This window comes from Burkholderia sp. BCC0419, from assembly GCF_902830285.1.
Lineage (GTDB): Bacteria > Pseudomonadota > Gammaproteobacteria > Burkholderiales > Burkholderiaceae > Burkholderia.
Map to the genome: position 1 here is coordinate 1,322,494 of NZ_CADESR010000001.1, position 19,965 is coordinate 1,342,458.

Consider the following 19,965-nt stretch of genomic DNA (forward strand, 5'->3'; position numbering starts at 1 on the left):
ATTGCTGATGGAGCGTGCATGGACGAGTTGACACTCGGTTTGATCGGCGCGGGCGCCGTCGTGGTGGGCGGCGTCGTGGTCTACAACGCATGGCAGGGCGCGAAGGTGCGGCGCAGGATGCCGCGCCCGATGCCGGAGGAAGCGGCCGAGGCGATGAACCGCCCCGAGCGCGACGAAGAGTTGCCGTTCATCGAACCGGTGCGTCAGCCGGTGCGCCGCGAACCCGCGGCACCGGTCGCGGCGACGGCGGCAGCGGCCGAAGCCGCGCGCGTCGAGCCGACGTTCGGCGCAGCCGTGGGCGGCGCGGCGCCGGCCGATACGCCGGCCGACCTGCAGGCCGAGGCGACGGGCGTCGACGCGTCGTCCGAATCGACCGAATCGGCTGCCGGCGAAGAAGCCGTGCCCGCCGCCACGCATGAAGCGGCGGCCGAACCGGCCGAGCCGACCGAACCGGTGATGCCGGCCGCGACGACGGTCTCGTCGGCGCCGCCCGCGATCGTCGACCGCCGGATCGACTGCATCGTGCCGATCCGCCTCACCGGGCCGCTGCCGGGCGACAAGATCCTGCCGGTCGCGCAGCGGCTGCGCCGCGCGGGCAGCAAGCCCGTGCACATCGAAGGCAAGCCGGAAGGCGGCCAATGGGAGCTGCTGCAGAACGGCGTGCGCTACGAAGAGCTGCGCGCGGCCGCACAGCTCGCGAACCGCAGCGGCGCGCTGAACGAGCTCGAATTCTCCGAATTCGTGACGGGCGTCCAGCAGTTCGCCGACGCGATCGACGGCGCGCCGGAATTCCCGGACATGATGGAAACGGTCGCGATGGCACGCGAGCTCGACGCGTTTGCCGCGCAGTGCGACGCGCAACTGTCGATCAACGTGATGTCGGACGGCGCGCCGTGGTCCGCGAACTACGTGCAGGCGGTCGCGTCCCAGGACGGGCTGCTGCTGTCGCGCGACGGCACGCGCTTCGTGAAGCTCGACGCGAAGCAGAACCCGGTGTTCATGCTGCAGTTCGGCGATACGAACTTCCTGCGCGACGACCTGACGTACAAGGGCGGCAACATGATCACGCTGGTGCTCGACGTGCCGGTGGCCGAAGAGGACATCCTGCCGTTCCGGCTGATGTGCGATTACGCGAAGTCGCTGTCCGAGCGGATCGGCGCGCGCGTCGTCGACGATTCGCGCCGGCCGCTGCCGGAATCGACGCTGGTCGCGATCGACCAGCAACTGATGAAGCTGTACGCGAAGCTCGAGGAAGCCGGCATCCCGGCCGGTTCGCCGGTCACGCGCCGCCTGTTCAGCCAGTAACGCGATGGCGCGGACGGCGGTCTTCGGCGCCGTCGTTCGTCGCTGCGGCGCGCACCGTTTCGTGTGCGCTGCAGCACGTCATCCGGCCCGCATTGCGTGCCCCGCCGCGGCGTCAAACTGAGATAATCGGGCATCCGATTTTTTTCAGAACGAATCTGCCGCCAGCATGGCCCGAACCCAAGCCGAACCGCCAGCCAGCCAGCCCGACGCACGCGCCGCGTGGCTGCGCGACCAACTCGAGCGGGCGAACTACGCCTATTACGTGCTCGACCAGCCGGATCTGCCCGACGCCGAATACGACCGGCTGTTCCGTGAGCTGCAGCAGCTCGAAGCCGACCATCCCGAACTCGTGACGCCCGATTCGCCGACGCAGCGCGTCGGCGGCGAAGCGGCCGGCGGCTTCACGCCGGTCGTCCACGATGCGCCGATGCTGTCGCTGAACAACGGCTTCGCCGACGAGGACATCGTTGCGTTCGACAAGCGCGTCGCCGACGCGCTGGCCAAGACGACCGATCTCGCCGGCTCGGTGACGGACCCGGTCGAATACGCGTGCGAACTGAAGTTCGACGGCCTCGCGATTTCGCTGCGCTACGAGCAGGGCGTGTTCGTGCAGGCATCGACCCGCGGCGACGGGACGACGGGCGAGGACGTGACCGAGAACGTGCGCACGATCCGCTCGATTCCGCTGAAGCTGAAGGGCAAGCACGTGCCGGCCGTGCTCGACGTGCGCGGCGAGGTGCTGATGTTCAAGCGCGATTTCGCACGCCTGAACGAACGCCAGCGCGCGGCCGAGCAGCGCGAATTCGCGAACCCGCGCAACGCGGCGGCCGGCAGCCTGCGCCAGCTCGACTCGAAGATCACCGCGCAGCGGCCGCTGTCGTTCTTCGCGTACGGGATCGGCGTGCTCGACGGGATGCCGATGCCCGACACGCACAGCGCGCTGCTCGACTGGTACGAGGCGTTCGGCCTGCCCGTGAACCGCGAGCGCGCGGTCGTGCACGGCGCCGAAGGCCTGCTCGACTTCTTCCGCAAGGTCGGCGAGAAGCGCGAGTCGCTGCCGTACGACATCGACGGCGTCGTCTACAAGGTCAACCGGCGCGACGAACAGGAGCGGCTCGGCTTCGTGTCGCGCGCGCCGCGCTTCGCGCTCGCGCACAAGTTTCCCGCGCAGGAAGCGCTGACGAAGCTCGTCGCGATCGACGTGCAGGTCGGCCGTACCGGCGCGATCACGCCGGTCGCGCGTCTCGAGCCCGTGTTCGTCGGCGGGGCGACCGTGACCAATGCGACGTTGCACAACGAGGACGAAGTGCGCCGCAAGGACATCCGGATCGGCGACACCGTGATCGTGCGCCGCGCGGGCGACGTGATTCCGGAAGTCGTCGGCGCGCTGCTCGACCGGCGCCCGGCGGACGCGGCCGAATTCGTGATGCCGACCGAATGCCCGGTGTGCGGCTCGAAGATCGAGCGCCTGCCGGACGAGGCGATTGCGCGCTGCACGGGCGGGCTGTTCTGCCCGGCGCAGCGCAAGCAGGCGCTGTGGCATTTCGCGCAGCGCCGCGCGCTCGATATCGACGGCCTCGGCGAGAAGATCATCGACCAGCTCGTCGAGCTGAATCTGGTCCGCACGCCGGCCGACCTGTTCAATCTCGGCTTCGCGACGCTGGCCGAACTCGACCGGTTCGCCGAGAAGTCCGCGCAGAATCTGCTCGATTCGCTCGAGAAGGCGAAGCATACGACGCTCGCGCGCTTCATCTACGGGCTCGGCATCCGTCATGTCGGCGAATCGACCGCGAAGGATCTCGCGAAGCATTTCGGCTCGCTGACGCCGATCATGGACGCGTCGATCGAGGAGCTGCTCGAAGTCAACGACGTCGGCCCGATCGTCGCCGAGTCGCTCCACCAGTTCTTCGCGGAGGAGCACAATCGGACCGTGATCGAGCAGTTGCGCGCGCCGGGCAAGGTCACGTGGCAGGAAGGGCCGCCCGCGCCTAAGGCGCCGCAGGGCGTGCTCGCCGGCAAGACGGTCGTGCTGACGGGCACGCTGCCGACTCTCACGCGCGATGCGGCGAAGGAGATGCTCGAAGCGGCGGGCGCCAAAGTGGCCGGTTCGGTATCGAAGAAGACGGATTACGTGGTCGCGGGCGCCGACGCCGGCAGCAAGCTCGCGAAGGCCGAGGAACTCGGCATCCCCGTGCTGGACGAAGACGGTCTGCACCAACTCCTGGAGGGCAATACGCCATGATTCGCGAGATCCTGAAGATGGGCGATCCGCGCCTGCTCGAAATCGCCCAACCGGTCGAGCGGTTCGATACGGCCGAGCTGCACGAGATCGTCGCGGACATGTTCGAGACGATGCACCACGCGAACGGCGCCGGGCTCGCCGCGCCGCAGATCGGCGTCGGGCTGCAGATCATCATCTTCGGCTTCGGCAACAACAACCGCTACCCGGATGCGCCGCCGGTGCCGGAGACCGTGCTGATCAACCCGAAGATCGAGTACCTGCCGCCGGACATGGAAGAGGGCTGGGAAGGCTGCCTGTCGGTGCCGGGCATGCGCGGCGTCGTCAGCCGCTACGCGAAGGTGCGCTACAGCGGCTTCGACCAGTTCGGCGAGAAGATCGATCGCGTCGCCGAGGGGTTCCATGCGCGCGTGGTCCAGCACGAATACGATCACCTGATCGGCAAGCTGTATCCGATGCGGATCACCGACTTCACGCGCTTCGGCTTCACCGAGGTGTTGTTCCCGGGGCTCGATCCGGCCGACGACGACTGATCGGCCGCTTTCCCGCAGAAACGAAAAAGCCCGCGCAAGCGGGCTTCTTCAAGGCGGGGCGCACGTTGCGTGCCCGAGGTCAGAACGTCTCGTCGGCGGACAGGTAGCGCCATTGGCCCTGCGGCAGCGCGCCGAGCATTACGCGGCCCATCCGCACGCGCTTCAGGCCGATCACCTCGAGGCCGACCAGTTCGCACATGCGGCGGATCTGGCGCTTCTTGCCTTCGCGCAGCACGAACCGCAGCTGCTCGCCGTTCTGCCAGCTCACCAGCGCGGGCTTCAGCGCGACGCCGTCGAGCTCGAGGCCGTGGCGCAGCTTCGCGAGCGATTCCGCCGGGAAGTGCTGGTCGATGTCGATCAGTTGTTCGCCGAAGCGCACGCGCACCAGGTATTCCTTGTCGATGTCCGACTGCTCGCCGATCAGCTGCTTCGCGATCACGCCGTTCTGCGTCAGCACGAGCAGGCCGGTGGAGTCGATGTCGAGACGGCCGGCCGGTGCGAGCGCATGCAGGTGCTGCGGCGAGAAGCGCACCGGCGAATGATCGCCGCTCCAGCGGTTCGCGCGCGTGATCAGCACGGCCGCCGGCTCGTAGCCGTCTTCCGCCTGGCCCGACACGTAGCCGACCGGCTTGTGCAGCAGGATCGTCACTTGCGCGGCCTGCGCGGCGCTCGCGCGTTCGTCGATCTCGATCTTCTGGTCGGCGCGCACCTTGGTGCCGAGCGTGTCGATGCGTTCGCCGTCGACGAGCACCCAGCCCTTTTCGATCCATTCGTCGGCTTCGCGGCGCGAGCACATGCCGAGTTCGGACATCCGCTTCGACAGGCGCATCAGACCCGTTTCGTCGCCGTAGTCGACGTCGGCCGCCGCGCGCTTGACGGGTTGCGCGGTCTTCACCGCGCCGAACGAACGGCGCTCGTCGTCGCGCGCGGGGCGGGCCGGGCGATCGCCGAAGCTGCGCTTCGCGCCTTCGCCGGCTGCCTTGTCGCGATAGGACGGACGCTTGCTGTCTTCACCGCCGGCTGCGCGGCGCGGACGCGTATCGTCGTCGCTGCGGCGCGGCGGGCGATCGGACGACGTGCGGCGGTCGCCGAAGCTGCGCTTTGCGCCTTCGCCGGCTGCCTTGTCGCGATAAGGTGCGCGTGCGCCGCCTTCGGCGCCTGCGCGGCGCGGACGTGCATCGTCATCGCGGCGCGGCGGTCGATCGGACGACGTGCGGCGCTCGCCGAAGCTGCGCTTCTCGCCTTCGCCGCCAGCCTTGTCGCGATAGGGCGCGCGTGGGCCGCCTTCGGCACTCGCACGGCGCGGACGTGCATCGTCATCGCGGCGGGGCGGGCGGTCCGACGACGTGCGGCGCTCGCCATAGCTGCGCTTCTCGCCTTCACCGGCCGCCTTGTCGCGATAGGGCGTGCGTGCGCCGCCTTCGGCGCCTGCGCGGCGCGGGCGTGCATCGTCATCGCTGCGGCGAGCGGGCCGATCCGACGGCGTGCGGCGCTCGCCATAGCTGCGCTTCGCGCCTTCGCCGGCTGCGTTGTCGCGATAGGACGGACGCTTGCTGTCGTCACCACCTGCTGCACGACGCGGCCGTGCATCGTCATCGTTGCGGCGCGGCGGCCGATCCGACGGCGTGCGACGGTCGCCGAAACTGCGCTTCGCGCCTTCGCCGGCTGCGTTGTCACGATAGGACGGACGCTTGCCTTCGTCGGCACCGGCGCGACGCGGCCGTGCATCGTCATCGCTACGGCGCGGCGGGCGATCCGATGACGTGCGTCGGTCGCCGAAACCGCGCTTCGCACCTTCGCCGGCCGCGTTGTCGCGATAAGGGGCGCGCGGGCCGCGTTCGGCACCGCCGTCACGCGGCGCACGCTTGGCCGGTGCGCGGTCCGCACCCGGGCGCTCGGCGCCGGCGGCACCGCGCGGCTTGAACGAGCGCTCGCCGGTGGCGGCTGCCGGAGACGCCTTCTTCGGGCGGGCCGGCTTGTCACCGGCGGGCGGCGCAGCGGGGCGCACCGCCTTGCGGGCGACGAGGCTGCCGGAGCGGACAGGGGCGCGGGTCGGCGACGCCGGCTTCGGATTCTTGACGGTTAATTTGGTGCGCATAAACGCTGGGATTCATTCAGACTGCGATCGCGCGCAGCAATTCGGTTTCGAGCTGGATCTGCAGGCGGTTGTCGGACAGGCCGACGCCCGCGAGCAGGAAGATGTCCTCGACGCGCTCGCCGAGCGTATTGATCCGCGCCGCATGGACGCCGATCCGATGTTCGGCGAGTACGCGCGCGATCGAATAGAGAAGGCCCGGCCGGTCGTTGGCCGACACGGACAGGATGTAGTACTGGCCGCGCTCGTCGGCCCGCAGGTCGACGCGCGGCGTGATCGGAAACGTCCGGGACAGCCTCGACAGGCGGCCCTTCGACGGCTCCGGCAGCGGTGCGGTTTCAGCGAGCCGCGTCGCGAGCTGCTGCTCGACGAGATTCGCGATGTCGCGGTAGCGGACGTCTCGTTCGGTCTGCGTGACGATGAAGTTGTCGAGTGCATAGCCGTGCCGCGTCGTGCTGACGCGCGCATCGAGCACCGACAGCCCGTTGCGGTCGAAATACGCGCAGATGCCCGCGAACAGGTCGGGGCGGTCCTTCACGTACACGAGCACCTGCAGCGCGTCGCCGATCGGCGACGGCCGCGCGCGGACGATCGCGGTTTCGGCGTTCACGTGCCGGTACAGCACGCGCGTCTGCCACGCGATGTCGGCCGCGTCGTGACGCAGGAAGAAGCCGACGTCGAGCTGATCCCACAATGCACGGTGCGCATCGTCGGGCACGGTTTCCAGGCGCAGCAGCGCGAGCGCCTGCTCCTGCCGCGACTTCAGCTCCGAATGCGCGTCGGGGTTCGCGCCGCCGAGCACCGCGAGCGTGATGCGGTAGAGATCCTCGAGCAGCTTGCCCTTCCACGTGTTCCACACCTTCGGGCTCGTGCCGCGGATATCGGCGACGGTCAGCAGGTACAGCGCGGTGAGATACCGTTCGTTGCCGACGACCTCGGCGAAGCGCTTGATGACTTCAGGGTCGCTCGTGTCCTGTTTCTGCGCGACCTGGCTCATCGTCAGGTGATGCTGGACGAGCCACACGATCAGCGCGGCGTCGTCGCCGGCGATGCCGTGCTCGCGGCAGAAGCGCCGCGCGTCGGCCATCCCGAGCGTCGAGTGATCGCCGCCGCGGCCCTTCGCGATGTCGTGGAACAGCGCCGCGACATACAGCACCCACGGACGCTCGAAGTTGCCGATCAGCTGGCTGCAGAACGGATATTCGTGCGCATGCTCGGCCACCGCGAAGCGGCGGATGTTGCGCAGCACCATCAGGATGTGCTGATCGACCGTGTACACGTGGTACAGGTCGTGCTGCATCTGCCCGACGATGCGGCGGAAATTCAGCAGGTAGCGGCCGAGCACGCTCGTCTGGTTCATCAGCCGGAACGCGTGCGTGATCCCTTCGGGCTGCTGCAGGATCCGCATGAACGTGTCGCGGTTCTGCGGATCGCGGCGCCACGCGTTGTTCATGATTTCGCGCGAGTTGTACAGCGCACGCAGCGTGCGGGCGGACAGGCCCTTCACGCCGCGTGTCGTCTCGTACAGCAGGAACGCTTCGAGGATCGCGTCGGGATGGCGCTCGAACACGCCGTCGTCGACGATCTCGAGCATCCCCTGTTTCTCGACGAAGCGATCGGCCGACAGCACGCGGGTGATGCCGCTCGTCGCGGGGAACAGCTGCGCCTCGATGTTCTGGATCAGGATCGTCGCGAGCTGCGTGACGGCTTTCGCGGCCCAGTAGTAGCGGCGCATCAGCTGCTCGCTCGCGCGCTTGGCCTGGGTCGGCTGGTAGCCGAAGCTCTCCGCGGCCTGCGTCTGCAGGTCGAACACGAGCATGTCCTGACGGCGCCCGGCGATCACGTGCAGCCGCGCGCGCAGCGTCTTCAGGAAGCCTTCGTTGCGGCGCAGCTCGCGCGCTTCGCGGTCGGTGATGAGGCCGCGCGTGTCCAGTTCGCGCCAGCTGCTGCCGAAGCCGGCCGCGCGCGCGATCCACAGGATCGTCTGCAGGTCGCGCAGCCCGCCGGGGCTTTCCTTCACGTTCGGTTCGAGGCTGTACGGCGTGTCCTGGAACTTCGCGTGGCGCTGGCGCATCTCGAGCACCTTCGCGGTGAAGAACGCGCGTGCGTCGAGCGCTTCGTGATAGCGCACGGTGAAGCGTTCGAACAGCGCGGTGCTGCCGACGATGCGGCGCGCTTCCAGCAGCGAGGTCTGCACCGTGACGTCCTGCGACGCCTCCTCGATGCACTGCGCGACCGTACGCACGCTGCTGCCGATCTCGAGGCCGAGATCCCACGCCATCCCGATGAAGCGCTCGATGCGCGCGTCGAGCGCCGGGTCGTGCGCATCGGGCAGCAGCACGAGGATGTCGACGTCGGAGTAGGGCGCGAGCTCGCCGCGCCCGTAGCCGCCGACGGCGACGAGCGCGAGCGTCGCGGGCAGCCCGCAGTCGTCCCACACGCGCTTCAATGCGTCGTCGGTGAGTTTCGACAGCGCGTGCATCAGCGACGCGACGTTCGCCGCGCGGCGAAAGCGCTCGAGCATCTCCGTCTTGGCGGCCTTGAATTCGGCGCGCCGCGACAGCGCTTCGGGCGAGGGGGCAGCGTGAGCGCTCATGGGCGGCCGTTCAGGTGCGAAAGTGGGGCGGGCGCGACGGCGCTCAGACGGCGGCGGCCGGTTGCGCGAACACGGGGCGCGCCGGCGTGCCGGCCGACACGGTCAGCACGTCGTAGCCGGTTTCGGTGACGAGCACCGTGTGTTCCCACTGCGCGGACAGGCTGCGGTCGCGCGTCTTGACCGTCCACTGGTCGGGCATCGTGCGGATGTCGCGCTTGCCGGCGTTGATCATCGGCTCGATCGTGAAGATCATCCCGGCCTTCAGCTCGATGCCGGTGCCCGGGCGGCCGTAGTGGACGACCTGCGGATCCTCGTGGAATACCGTGCCGATGCCGTGGCCGCAGTATTCGCGCACGACGCTGTAGCCCTGTGCTTCCGCGTGCTTCTGGATCGCGTAGCCGATGTCGCCGAGGTGCGCGCCGGGCTTGACCTGGTCGATGCCGAGCCACATGCATTCGTAGGTGGTCTGCACGAGGCGCTTCGCGAGGATCGACCCCTCGCCGACGATGAACATCCGGCTGGTGTCGCCGAAATAGCCGTTCTTGATCACGGTGATGTCGATGTTCAGCGCGTCGCCGTTCTTGATCACCTTCTCGCCGGGAATGCCGTGGCAGATCACGTCGTTGACCGAAATGCAGGTGGCCTTCGGGTACGGCGGATAGCCGGGCGGCTGGTAGTTCAGCGGCGCGGGGATCGTGCCTTGCTCGTTGAGCATGAACTCGTGGCAGAGCCGGTCGAGTTCGGCGGTCGTGACGCCCGCGACGACGTGCGGCGTGATGAAGTCGAGCACTTCGCTCGCGAGACGGCAGGCGACGCGCATCTCCGCGATATCGTGTTCGTTTTTGAGCGTAATAGCCATCGAGGTATGCCTGGAATGCGGTGAATTGACGGATTATCGCACCTTATGGCGGGCCTCGCAGCCCCTGCGGGCCGCGCGGATGCGGGTTTTCGCGGATTGTCCGGCCCGCTGCCGCGCGGCACGCGAAAGTGCCGCGCGACTTGAGAGCGGACAAATCTGCGTGCTATACTCTTTGGCTAAGTCGATATCCAAATGCCGAATTTTCCCCATCTTGGGGCGGCGTCACGGTGAAAGGCTTACGGCACGGGCATTTTGCACGTGCCGACTCGCAAGCCGGCGCAACCAAGGGTGCCGGCCGCGCGGAATTCGCTCCCTTCGGGCGGGTTCGCGCGGCGGTACGGCAGCCGGCTTAAGACCCAACCCTCGTGGAGAATTTACATGGCAGTTACGATGCGCCAAATGCTGGAAGCGGGTGTCCACTTCGGTCACCAGACGCGCTTCTGGAACCCGAAGATGGCTCCGTTCATTTTCGGTCACCGCAACAAGATTCACATCATCAACCTCGAAAAGACGCTGCCGATGTTCACGGACGCACAGAAGTACGTGCGCCAGCTGGCAGCGAACCGCGGCACGATCCTGTTCGTCGGCACGAAGCGCCAGTCGCGTGACACGATCGCCCAGGAAGCGCAACGTGCGGGCATGCCGTACGTCAACGCGCGCTGGCTCGGCGGCATGATGACCAACTTCAAGACGCTGAAGGTATCGATCAAGCGCCTGAAGGACATGGAAGCGGCCGTCGAATCGGGCGAAACCGAGAAGATGAGCAAGAAGGAAGCGCTGCTGTTCGAACGTGAAATCGCCAAGCTGCAGAAGTCGATCGGCGGCGTGAAGGACATGGGCGGCATTCCGGACGCGATCTTCGTCATCGACGTCGGCTACCACAAGATCGCCGTCACGGAAGCGAACAAGCTGGGCGTGCCGGTCATCGCCGTGGTCGACACGAACCACTCGCCGGAAGGTGTGGACTACGTGATCCCGGGTAACGACGACTCGAGCAAGGCAGTCGCGCTGTACGCCGAAGGCGTGGCCGACGCGATCCTCGAAGGCCGTGCGAACGCGGTCAACGAAGTGGTCCAGGCGGCGCGCGGCGACGACGAGTACGTCGAGGAAAACGCGTAACTGGCCCCGAGCCGGCGCAAAAAGGGGGCTCTCAACAGGCCCCCTTTTTTTAAGCTTGTGCGCCGGACCTGATCGCGCCGAATCGGCGCGGGTCCGGAAACGAATTTCGGCCGTTCGCGTCCAAGCGGGCGGCGTTGTGAATACAGACTCAAGGAGCGAATGATGGCGGCAATTACCGCAAGCATGGTGGCAGAACTGCGCGCAAAGACCGACGCACCGATGATGGAGTGCAAGAAGGCGCTGACGGAAGCCGACGGCGATCTGGCCAAGGCTGAAGAGCTGCTGCGCGTCAAGCTCGGCAACAAGGCGAGCAAGGCCGCATCGCGCGTGACGGCGGAAGGCGTCGTCGCCTCGTTCGTCGGCGGCAACGCAGGCGCGCTGGTCGAGCTGAACTGCGAAACCGACTTCGTCGCGAAGAACGACGACTTCCTCGCGTTCTCGAAGACGGTGGCAGAACTCGTCGCGACGCAGAACCCGGCCGACGTGGCTGCGCTGTCGGCGCTGCCGCTCGACGGCAAGACGGTCGACGCAGTGCGTCTGGAACTGATCGGCAAGATCGGCGAGAACGTGTCGATCCGCCGTTTCGTCCGTTTCGAAACCGCGAACAAGATCGCAACGTACCTGCACGGCGCGCGTATCGGCGTGATCGTCGAGTACACGGGCGCGGAAGAGCAGGTCGGCAAGGACGTCGCGATGCACATCGCCGCGATGAAGCCGGTCGCGCTGTCGTCGGCCGACGTGCCGGCGGAACTGATCGATACGGAACGCCGCGTGGCCGAGCAGAAGGCTGCCGAATCGGGCAAGCCGGCCGAAATCGTCGCGAAGATGGTCGACGGCAGCGTCCAGAAGTACCTGAAGGAAGTGTCGCTGCTGAACCAGACGTTCGTGAAGAACGACAAGCAGACGATCGAGCAGATGCTGAAGGCAGCGAATGCCGCAGTGCAGAAGTTCGCGCTGTTCGTCGTCGGCGAAGGCATCGAGAAGCGCCAGGACGACTTCGCCGCCGAAGTGGCCGCGCAAGTCGCAGCAGCCAAGCAGCAGTAAGCAGTCAGGCAGTATCCGCGGCGGGCGTCCGCTCCGCCGCGGCCGGCGGCGTCGCCGGCCGGCCGGGAACCCCGGTCCGGTCGTCGGCGCTTGCCCGAATCAGTATTTCGCCCCTACAGTTCGTGGTTGTCATCCTCTCGTCGCTCGGAAGCCCCTATGTCCAATGCCTATAAACGCGTCCTCCTCAAACTCTCCGGCGAAGCGCTGATGGGCGACGATGCCTTCGGCATCAATCGCGCGACGATCGAACGGATGGTGGCCGATATCGCGGAAGTCGTGCGTCTCGGTACGCAGCTCGCGGTCGTGATCGGTGGCGGTAATATTTTCCGCGGTGTCGCGGGCGGCGCGGCCGGCATGGACCGCGCGACGGCCGACTACATGGGGATGCTGGCGACGATGATGAACGCGCTGGCGCTGCAGGACGCGATGCGCCACGCCGGCATCGAGGCGCGCGTGCAGTCCGCGCTGCGCATGGACCAGGTCGTCGAGCCGTACATCCGGCCCCGCGCGATCCGTCAGCTCGAGGAAGGCCGCGTCGTGATCTTCGCGGCCGGCACCGGCAACCCGTTCTTCACGACGGATACCGCCGCCGCGCTGCGCGGCTCGGAAGTGGGCGCCGAAGTGGTGCTGAAGGCGACCAAGGTCGATGGCGTATATTCTGCCGATCCGAAGAAGGATCCGTCGGCCACGCGCTACACGACGATCAGCTTCGACGAGGCGATCAGCCGCAACCTGCAGGTGATGGACGCGACGGCGTTTGCGCTGTGCCGCGACCAGAAGCTGCCGATTCGCGTGTTTTCGATCAACAAGCCGGGCGCGCTCAAGCGCATCGTGCTGGGCGAGGACGAAGGTACGCTCGTCCACGTGTAAACTCCCGCGGATGCGGGTCATCGGCCCTGGTGCGCGTGGCGCGCCGGGCAGGGCCCGCGTTTTTTGAAGGTTTGAAGGTTCGGAGGTTGAAATGAGTGTCGCTGATACCAAGAAGGGCGTCGAGCAGAAGATGCAACGCTCGATCGATGCATTCAAGAGCGATCTGGCGAAGATCCGTACGGGCCGTGCGCACACCGGCATGCTCGATCACGTGCAGGTCGACTACTACGGGTCGATGGTGCCGATCTCGCAGGTTGCCAACATGACGCTCGTCGACGCACGCACGATCGGTGTGCAGCCGTGGGAAAAGCCGATGGTCGCGAAGGTCGAGAAGGCCATTCGCGAAGCCGATCTGGGCCTGAATCCGGCAACGTCCGGCGACCTGATCCGCGTGCCGATGCCCGCGCTGACCGAAGAGCGCCGCCGCGAGCTGACCAAGGTCGTGAAGAGCGAAGGCGAAACGGCCAAGGTCGCGATCCGCAACCTGCGCCGCGACGCGAACGAAGCGCTGAAGAAGCTCGTGAAGGACAAGGAAATCTCGGAAGACGACGAGCGCCGTGCGAGCGACGACGTGCAGAAGCTGACCGACAAGCACGTTGCCGAAATCGACAAGCTCGTGCAGACCAAGGAAGCCGAGATCATGACGGTCTGACGACCGTCCTCGCGCGCCGCCTTCTTCCCGCATTACTGTCTCAACGGCCATGACCTATACCAGCTCTACCGTTCGCGTGCCTGACGTCGGTGTCGTGCCGCGTCACATCGCGATCATCATGGACGGCAACGGCCGTTGGGCGACCGAACGCCGCTTGCCGCGCGTCGCGGGGCATACCCGCGGCGTCGATGCCGTGCGGGCGGTGGTCGAAGGCTGCGCGCGCGCCGGCGTCGAATACCTGACGCTGTTCGCGTTCAGTTCGGAAAACTGGCGCCGGCCGAACGACGAAGTGTCGTTCCTGATGCGGCTGTTCATCACCGCGCTCGAGCGCGAAGTGGGCAAGCTGCATGCGAACGGGATCCGCCTGCGTGTCGTCGGCGATCTCGACCGTTTCGAACCGCGCATCCGCGAACTGATTCGCCGCGCCGAAACCAAGACGGCGCGCAATACCCGTCTGACGCTCACCATCGCAGCCAACTACGGCGGCCGGTGGGACATCCTGCAGGCGACGAAGAAGCTCGTCGAGCAGGCCGTGCGCGAAGGCCGCGAGGTCGAAGTGACCGAGGACGCGTTCGCGCCGCACCTGGCGATGGCCTACGCGCCGGAGCCCGATCTCTTCATCCGCACCGGCGGCGAGCAGCGCGTCAGCAACTTCCTGCTGTGGCAGCTCGCGTACGCCGAATTCTATTTCACCGACAAGTACTGGCCGGATTTCGACGGCGCGGCACTGGCCGACGCGATGGCGTCGTATACCGAGCGCGAGCGCCGTTTCGGGCGCACGAGTGCGCAGCTCGAACCGCAATCGCAGAACGCCGACTCCCTTTCATGCTGAAAACCCGTGTGATCACGGCGATCGTGATGCTGGCAGTGCTGCTGCCGGTGACGCTGTTCGCGCCGCTCAACGGGTTCGGCGCGCTGATCGGCGTCGTGCTCGTGTTCGCCGCGTGGGAGTGGGCGCGCCTGCTGAAGCTCGGCGGCGCCGGCTCGGTCGTCTATGCGGTCGTCGCGGCGCTCGCGCTCGCGGCCACCGCGCCGCTCGGCGTCGATGCGGCTTCGTCCCGTCCCCTTTTCATGGCGGCCGGCGTGTTCTGGCTGCTGGTCGGCCCGTTCGCGCTGCGGCGCAAGCCCGACCTCGCGGGCGGCGTCTGGCGGCCGTTCCTGCTGGTCGCCGGCCTCGTCGTGTTCGCCGCCTGCTGGCACGCGCTCGTTGCAGCCCGCGCGCAGGGCGTGCCGTTCGTGCTGTCGCTGCTTCTGGTCGTCTGGCTGGCCGATATCGGCGCATACTTCGCGGGCAAGGCCTTCGGAAAGCGTAAACTGGCCATCACGATCAGCCCCGGCAAGAGCTGGGAAGGCGCGATCGGCGGCTGGTTCGCGGTGATGGTCGTCGCCGGTGTCGCGATGGCCGTGCACGCATTCGAACCGACCCTGTTTTCTGCGTTCGCCGCGCGCTACGGGATGGCCGGCGCGTGGGCCGCGCTGACGCTGCTGGTCGCGTACAGCGTGATCGGCGACCTGTTCGAGTCGCTGCTGAAGCGGCAGGCGGGCGTGAAGGATTCGAGCGGACTGCTGCCGGGCCATGGCGGCGTGCTCGATCGTGTCGACGCGCTGCTGCCGGTGCTGCCGCTCGCGATGCTGCTGCTTGGTTAACCCCTTATTTCTGTTATGCAAAAACGTCTGACATTGCTCGGTTCCACGGGCTCGATCGGAGACAGCACGCTCGATGTGGTCGCGCGCCATCCCGAGCGCTTCTCGGTCTACGCGCTGACCGCCCACCGCAACGGCGACAAGCTCGTCGAGCAGTGTCTGCGCTTCGCGCCTGAAGTGGCGGTGGTCGGCGATGCCGCGACGGCCGCGCACGTCGACGCGAAACTGCGCGCGGCGGGCAGCAGGACGGTCGTGCTGCACGGGCCGCAGGCGCTCGTCGACGTGTCGAAGAGCGACGGCTGCGACACGGTGGTCGCGGCGATCGTCGGCGCGGCCGGCCTCGCGCCGAGCCTGGCGGCCGCCCGCGCCGGCAAGCGGATCCTGCTCGCGAACAAGGAAGCGCTCGTGATGTCGGGCGCGATCTTCATGGACGCCGTGCGCGACCATGGCGCGATCCTGCTGCCGGTCGACAGCGAACACAACGCGATCTTCCAGTGCATGCCGCGCGACGCGGCCGAGCACGGCGGGATCTCGAAGATCATCCTGACCGCGTCGGGCGGCCCGTTCCGCACGCGCGAGCCGGCCACGCTCGTCGACGTGACGCCGGACGAGGCGTGCAAGCACCCGAACTGGGTGATGGGCCGCAAGATCTCGGTCGATTCCGCGACGATGATGAACAAGGGCCTCGAGGTGATCGAGGCGCACTGGATCTTCGGGCTGCCGGGCGACCGGATCGACGTGCTGATCCATCCGCAGAGCGTGATCCATTCGCTCGTGTCGTACCGCGACGGTTCGGTGCTCGCGCAGCTCGGCAACCCCGACATGCGCACGCCGATCGCACACGCGCTCGCGTTTCCCGAGCGCGTCGACGCGGGCGTCGATCAGCTCGACCTCGCGCAGATCGCCCAGCTGTCGTTCGAGAAGCCCGATTACGCGCGCTTCCCGTGCCTCGCGCTTGCGCTGAAGGCGCTCGAGGAAGGCGGCATCGCGAGCGCCGCATTGAACGCGGCGAACGAAGTGGCGGTCGAAGCATTTCTCGAGCGCCGGATCGGCTTCATGGCGATCGCGGCGACGGTCGACGCAGTGCTCAACGCGCTGCCGAACCGCGCGCCCGACGGGCTCGACGACGTCCTCGCGGCGGATGCCGAGGCTCGCCGCCTCGCCGCCGCGATCATTGCAAAAGCGCCTGCGCCACGCGTGGAGCGTACGGTCTGAATGGGGTGCTCATGAACGTGCTGGTCGAACTGGTCGCGTTTGCGGTGGCGATCGGGGTACTGGTCGTCGTGCATGAGTACGGACATTATCGTGTCGCGCGCTGGTGCGGCGTGAAGGTGTTGCGTTTCTCGATCGGCTTCGGCCAGCCCGTTGCGCGCTGGGTCAGCCGCAGGACCGGCACCGAGTGGACGCTGTCCGCACTGCCGCTCGGCGGCTACGTGAAGATGCTCGACGAGCGCGATCCGGGCCCCGGCATCCCGCCCGAGGAGCTCGGCCACGCATTCAACCGGCAGTCGGTCTACAAGCGCATCGCGATCGTCGCGGCCGGGCCGATTGCGAACTTCCTGCTGGCAATCGCGCTGTTCTCCATCGTATTCGCCACCGGCGTGACCGAGCCGACCGCGATCGTCGCGCCGCCGGCCGCCGGCACGGCGGCGGCCCGCGCGGGCTTCGACGGCAGCGAGACGGTCGTGTCGATCCGCAACGCGCAGGGCGGCGAGTCCGAGCCGGTGCGATCGTGGTCGGACCTGCGCTGGAAGCTGCTGTCGGCCGCGTTCGACCATCGCGAGGTCGTGCTCGGCGCGCGCGACGGCAATGCGACGTTCGATTTCCGCGTCGACCTGCGCAACGTGCCCGACAGCCAGCTCGACGACGACTTCATGGCCCATCTGGGCTTCGAGGCCGGCGGCGGCACGTTGTCGGTCGCGTCGGTGCAGCCGGGCAGCGCGGCGGAGCGGGCCGGCCTGAAGGCCGGCGACAAGCTGGTCGCGCTCGGCGGCAAGCCGATCGGCGGCGCGGCGCGCTTCATCGATACGGTGAAGCACCATGCAGGCCAGCCGCTCGAGCTGCAGATCGAGCGCGACGGCGCCGCGCGGACGGTGTCGATCGTGCCGCAGACGCAGCGCGACGACGAATCCGGGCAGCAGGTCGGCCGCATCGGCGCGGCACTGTCGATGCACGCGCCGTCGGTGGACGTGCGCTACGGGCCGATCGACAGCCTGCGGCTCGGCGCGCACCGCACGTGGGACATTTCCGTGTATTCGCTGAAGATGTTCGGCCGGATGATCACGGGCAACGCGTCGCTGAAGAACCTGTCCGGACCGGTGACGATCGCCGACTACGCAGGCAAGAGCGCGCGGCTCGGTCCGTCGGCGTTCCTGTCGTTCCTCGCCCTTGTCAGCATTAGCCTTGGCGTCCTGAACTTGTTGCCGATTCCCGTTTTGGACGGGGGGCATCTGTTATATTATGCGGTTGAAGCCGCGACCGGGAAAGCCGTCTCGGAGCGCTGGCAGCTGATTCTGCAAAGAGCCGGGTTGATCTGCATCGTCGCGTTGTCGGCGATCGCGCTGTTCAACGATCTGGCTCGGTTAATCCATTTCTGAAGCGTCAGGCGGCGGCCGCTGGCCAGCCGCCCGATTTGATGCAGCTAAATATTGGGGATGCATGTTGTTCAAACCTCATCGCTTTGTACCTAAGACAGTTGCGGCGGCCGCGCTCGCCGCGCACGGCCTCGCGGCGCATGCAGCGGCACCGTTCGTGGTGCAAGACATCAAGATCGAGGGGCTGCAGCGCGTCGAAGCGGGTTCGGTGTTCGCCTATCTGCCGATCAAGCAGGGCGATACCTTCACGGACGACAAGGCATCCGAAGCAATCCGCGCGTTGTACGCGACGGGCTTTTTCAACGACGTGCGCATCGCCACGCAGGGCAACGTCGTGATCGTGCAGGTGCAGGAGCGTCCGGCCATCGCGTCGATCGACTTCACCGGCACGAAGGAATTCGACAAGGACAACCTGACGAAGGCGCTGCGCGCGGTCGGCTTGGCCGATGGCCGCTACTACGACAAGGCGCTCGTCGACAAGGCGGAGCAGGAGCTCAAGCGCCAGTACCTGACGCGCGGCTTCTATGCGGCCGAGGTCAAGACGACGATCACGCCGGTCGACGCGAACCGCGTGTCGATCCTGTTCGCGGTCGCCGAAGGCCCGAGCGCGAAGATCCGCCAGATCAACTTCATCGGCAACAAGGCGTTCAGCACCAGCACGCTGCGCGACGAGATGCAGCTGTCGACGCCGAACTGGTTCTCCTGGTACACGAAGAACGACCTGTACTCGAAGGAAAAGCTCACGGGCGACCTCGAGGCCGTGCGCTCGTACTACCTGAACCGCGGCTACCTCGAGTTCAACATCGAGTCGACCCAGGTGTCGATCTCGCCGGACAAGAAGGACATGTACCTGACGGTCACGCTGCACGAAGGCGAGCCGTACACGGTGTCGGGCATCAAGCTGTCGGGCAACCTGCTCGATCGCGAGGCCGAACTCAACAAGCTGATCAAGATCAAGCCGGGCGACCGCTTCTCCGCCGAAAAGCTGCAGCAGACCACCAAGTCGATCGTCGACAAGCTCGGTGAATACGGCTACGCATTCGCGACCGTCAACGCGCAGCCGGACATCGACCAGGCGAACCACAAGGTCAACCTGAACCTCGTCGTCGACCCGAGCCGCCGCGTGTACGTGCGCCGCATCAACGTGGTCGGCAACACGCGCACGCGCGACGAAGTGGTGCGCCGCGAAATGCGCCAGCTCGAAAGCTCGTGGTTCGACTCGAACCGCCTCGCGCTGTCGAAGGACCGCGTGAACCGCCTCGGCTACTTCACCAACGTCGACGTGACGACGTTGCCGGTCGAAGGCACGAACGACCAGGTCGACGTGAACGTGAAGGTCGACGAAAAGCCGACCGGCGCGATCACGCTGGGCGCCGGCTTCTCGTCGACGGACAAGGTCGTGCTGTCGGCCGGCGTGTCGCAGGACAACGTGTTCGGTTCGGGCACGAGCCTGTCGGTGAACGTCAACACCGCGAAGAGCTACCGCACGCTGACCGTCACGCAGGTCGACCCGTACTTCACGGTCGACGGCATCAAGCGGATCACGGACGTCTTCTACCGCACGTACCAGCCGCTCTACTATTCGACGAACTCGAGCTTCCGGATCATCAGCGCGGGCGGCAACCTGAAGTTCGGCATTCCGTTCTCGGAAGTCGACACCGTGTACTTCGGCGCGGGCTTCGAGCAGAACCGCCTCGACGTCGATTCGAACACGCCGCAGAGCTACCAGGATTACGTGAACGAGTTCGGCCGCGTGTCGAACACGGTGCCGCTGACGGTCGCATGGTCGCGCGACGCGCGCGACAGCGCGCTGATCCCGAGCCGCGGCTACTTCACGCAGGCGAACATGGAGTACGGCGTGCCGGTCGGCAAGATCCAGTACTACAAGGCCGACCTGCAGGCGCAATACTACTATTCGTTCTCGCGCGGCTTCATCCTGGGCCTGAACCTGCAGGGCGGCTACGGTAACGGTATCGGCAACCCGTACCCGATCTTCAAGAACTACTACGCGGGCGGTATCGGCTCCGTGCGTGGCTACGAGCCGAGCTCGCTGGGCCCGCGCGACACGAAGACGAACGATCCGATCGGCGGTTCGAAGATGCTGGTCGGCAACATCGAGCTGACGTTCCCGCTGCCGGGCACGGGTTACGACCGCACGCTGCGTGTGTTCACGTTCCTCGACGGCGGTAACGTGTGGGGCAATGCGCCGGGCGGCACGAGTACGGGCTCCAACGGCCTGCGCTACGGCTACGGTGTGGGTCTCGCGTGGATCTCGCCGATCGGCCCGCTGAAGCTGAGCCTCGGCTTCCCGCTGCAGAAGCATGAAGGCGACCAGTACCAGAAATTCCAGTTCCAGATCGGGACGGCGTTCTGACCGAACGCATGACAACAGCAACGAGAGGGTAATTTTGCTAA

At 67.0% G+C, this 19,965-nt stretch carries 15 protein-coding genes; 12 read left to right on the plus strand and 3 right to left on the minus strand.

Annotation, left to right across the window (positions count from 1 at the left end; all coding sequences use genetic code 11):
* Positions 1-18: 18 nt before the first annotated feature.
* The 3 genes from HWW87_RS05855 (at position 19) to def (ending at position 4,077) form a co-directional block, all read left to right on the plus strand.
* Entirely contained in the window at positions 19-1,305 is a 1,287-nt protein-coding gene (locus HWW87_RS05855) for a cell division protein ZipA C-terminal FtsZ-binding domain-containing protein (protein ID WP_175819586.1), read from the plus strand.
* 166 nt (positions 1,306-1,471) lie between these two features.
* Positions 1,472-3,547 carry an NAD-dependent DNA ligase LigA gene (ligA, locus tag HWW87_RS05860; protein ID WP_175819587.1) on the plus strand — a complete coding sequence of 692 codons (2,076 nt, stop codon included), beginning with the start codon at positions 1,472-1,474 and terminating at the stop codon, positions 3,545-3,547.
* Positions 3,544-4,077 (plus strand): peptide deformylase, encoded by a 534-nt coding sequence (gene def, locus HWW87_RS05865; RefSeq protein ID WP_175819588.1) that lies wholly within the window; start codon positions 3,544-3,546, stop codon positions 4,075-4,077. The genes ligA and def overlap by 4 nt, the downstream gene beginning before the upstream one ends.
* 79 nt (positions 4,078-4,156) lie before the next feature.
* Here def and HWW87_RS05870 read toward each other — a convergent pair whose 3' ends face one another.
* Genes HWW87_RS05870 through map form a run of 3 tightly spaced genes read right to left on the minus strand, consistent with a single transcriptional unit; the run spans position 4,157 to position 9,627 of the window.
* Positions 4,157-6,175, minus strand: a complete 2,019-nt coding sequence (locus HWW87_RS05870; RefSeq protein ID WP_175819589.1) for a pseudouridine synthase — start codon at positions 6,173-6,175, stop codon at positions 4,157-4,159.
* A gap of 16 nt (positions 6,176-6,191) precedes the next feature.
* Positions 6,192-8,768 (minus strand): [protein-PII] uridylyltransferase, encoded by a 2,577-nt coding sequence (locus HWW87_RS05875; protein ID WP_175819590.1) that lies wholly within the window; start codon positions 8,766-8,768, stop codon positions 6,192-6,194.
* 43 nt (positions 8,769-8,811) lie between these two features.
* Positions 8,812-9,627 carry a type I methionyl aminopeptidase gene (map, locus tag HWW87_RS05880; RefSeq protein ID WP_046545985.1) on the minus strand — a complete coding sequence of 272 codons (816 nt, stop codon included), beginning with the start codon at positions 9,625-9,627 and terminating at the stop codon, positions 8,812-8,814.
* A 378-nt stretch (positions 9,628-10,005) separates the two neighbouring features.
* Between map and rpsB the strand changes: the two genes are divergently transcribed.
* The 9 genes from rpsB (at position 10,006) to bamA (ending at position 19,924) form a co-directional block, all read left to right on the plus strand.
* Positions 10,006-10,746, plus strand: coding sequence for a 30S ribosomal protein S2 (gene rpsB, locus HWW87_RS05885; protein WP_006758564.1), 741 nt, complete (start codon positions 10,006-10,008; stop codon positions 10,744-10,746).
* A gap of 162 nt (positions 10,747-10,908) precedes the next feature.
* Positions 10,909-11,790 carry a translation elongation factor Ts gene (gene tsf, locus HWW87_RS05890; RefSeq protein ID WP_175819591.1) on the plus strand — a complete coding sequence of 294 codons (882 nt, stop codon included), beginning with the start codon at positions 10,909-10,911 and terminating at the stop codon, positions 11,788-11,790.
* A gap of 156 nt (positions 11,791-11,946) precedes the next feature.
* Positions 11,947-12,660: a UMP kinase gene (gene pyrH, locus HWW87_RS05895; protein WP_006402648.1), complete on the plus strand. Its 714-nt coding sequence runs from the start codon at positions 11,947-11,949 to the stop codon at positions 12,658-12,660.
* A gap of 91 nt (positions 12,661-12,751) precedes the next feature.
* Positions 12,752-13,312 carry a ribosome recycling factor gene (frr, locus tag HWW87_RS05900; protein WP_047901007.1) on the plus strand — a complete coding sequence of 187 codons (561 nt, stop codon included), beginning with the start codon at positions 12,752-12,754 and terminating at the stop codon, positions 13,310-13,312.
* 49 nt (positions 13,313-13,361) lie between these two features.
* Positions 13,362-14,144, plus strand: coding sequence for a polyprenyl diphosphate synthase (gene uppS / locus HWW87_RS05905; protein WP_006478494.1), 783 nt, complete (start codon positions 13,362-13,364; stop codon positions 14,142-14,144).
* Positions 14,138-14,959, plus strand: a complete 822-nt coding sequence (locus HWW87_RS05910) for a phosphatidate cytidylyltransferase (protein ID WP_174431408.1) — start codon at positions 14,138-14,140, stop codon at positions 14,957-14,959. The genes uppS and HWW87_RS05910 overlap by 7 nt, the downstream gene beginning before the upstream one ends.
* A 15-nt stretch (positions 14,960-14,974) precedes the next feature.
* Positions 14,975-16,171, plus strand: a complete 1,197-nt coding sequence (locus tag HWW87_RS05915; RefSeq protein WP_175819592.1) for a 1-deoxy-D-xylulose-5-phosphate reductoisomerase — start codon at positions 14,975-14,977, stop codon at positions 16,169-16,171.
* 11 nt (positions 16,172-16,182) lie between these two features.
* A complete protein-coding gene (gene rseP, locus HWW87_RS05920) occupies positions 16,183-17,553 on the plus strand; it encodes an RIP metalloprotease RseP (protein WP_175819593.1) in 1,371 nt (456 codons plus the stop codon).
* 61 nt (positions 17,554-17,614) lie between these two features.
* The gene (gene bamA, locus HWW87_RS05925; protein WP_174431411.1) at positions 17,615-19,924 is read left to right on the plus strand and encodes an outer membrane protein assembly factor BamA; all 2,310 of its coding nucleotides are present in this window, start codon (positions 17,615-17,617) and stop codon (positions 19,922-19,924) included.
* Positions 19,925-19,965 lie beyond the last annotated feature (41 nt).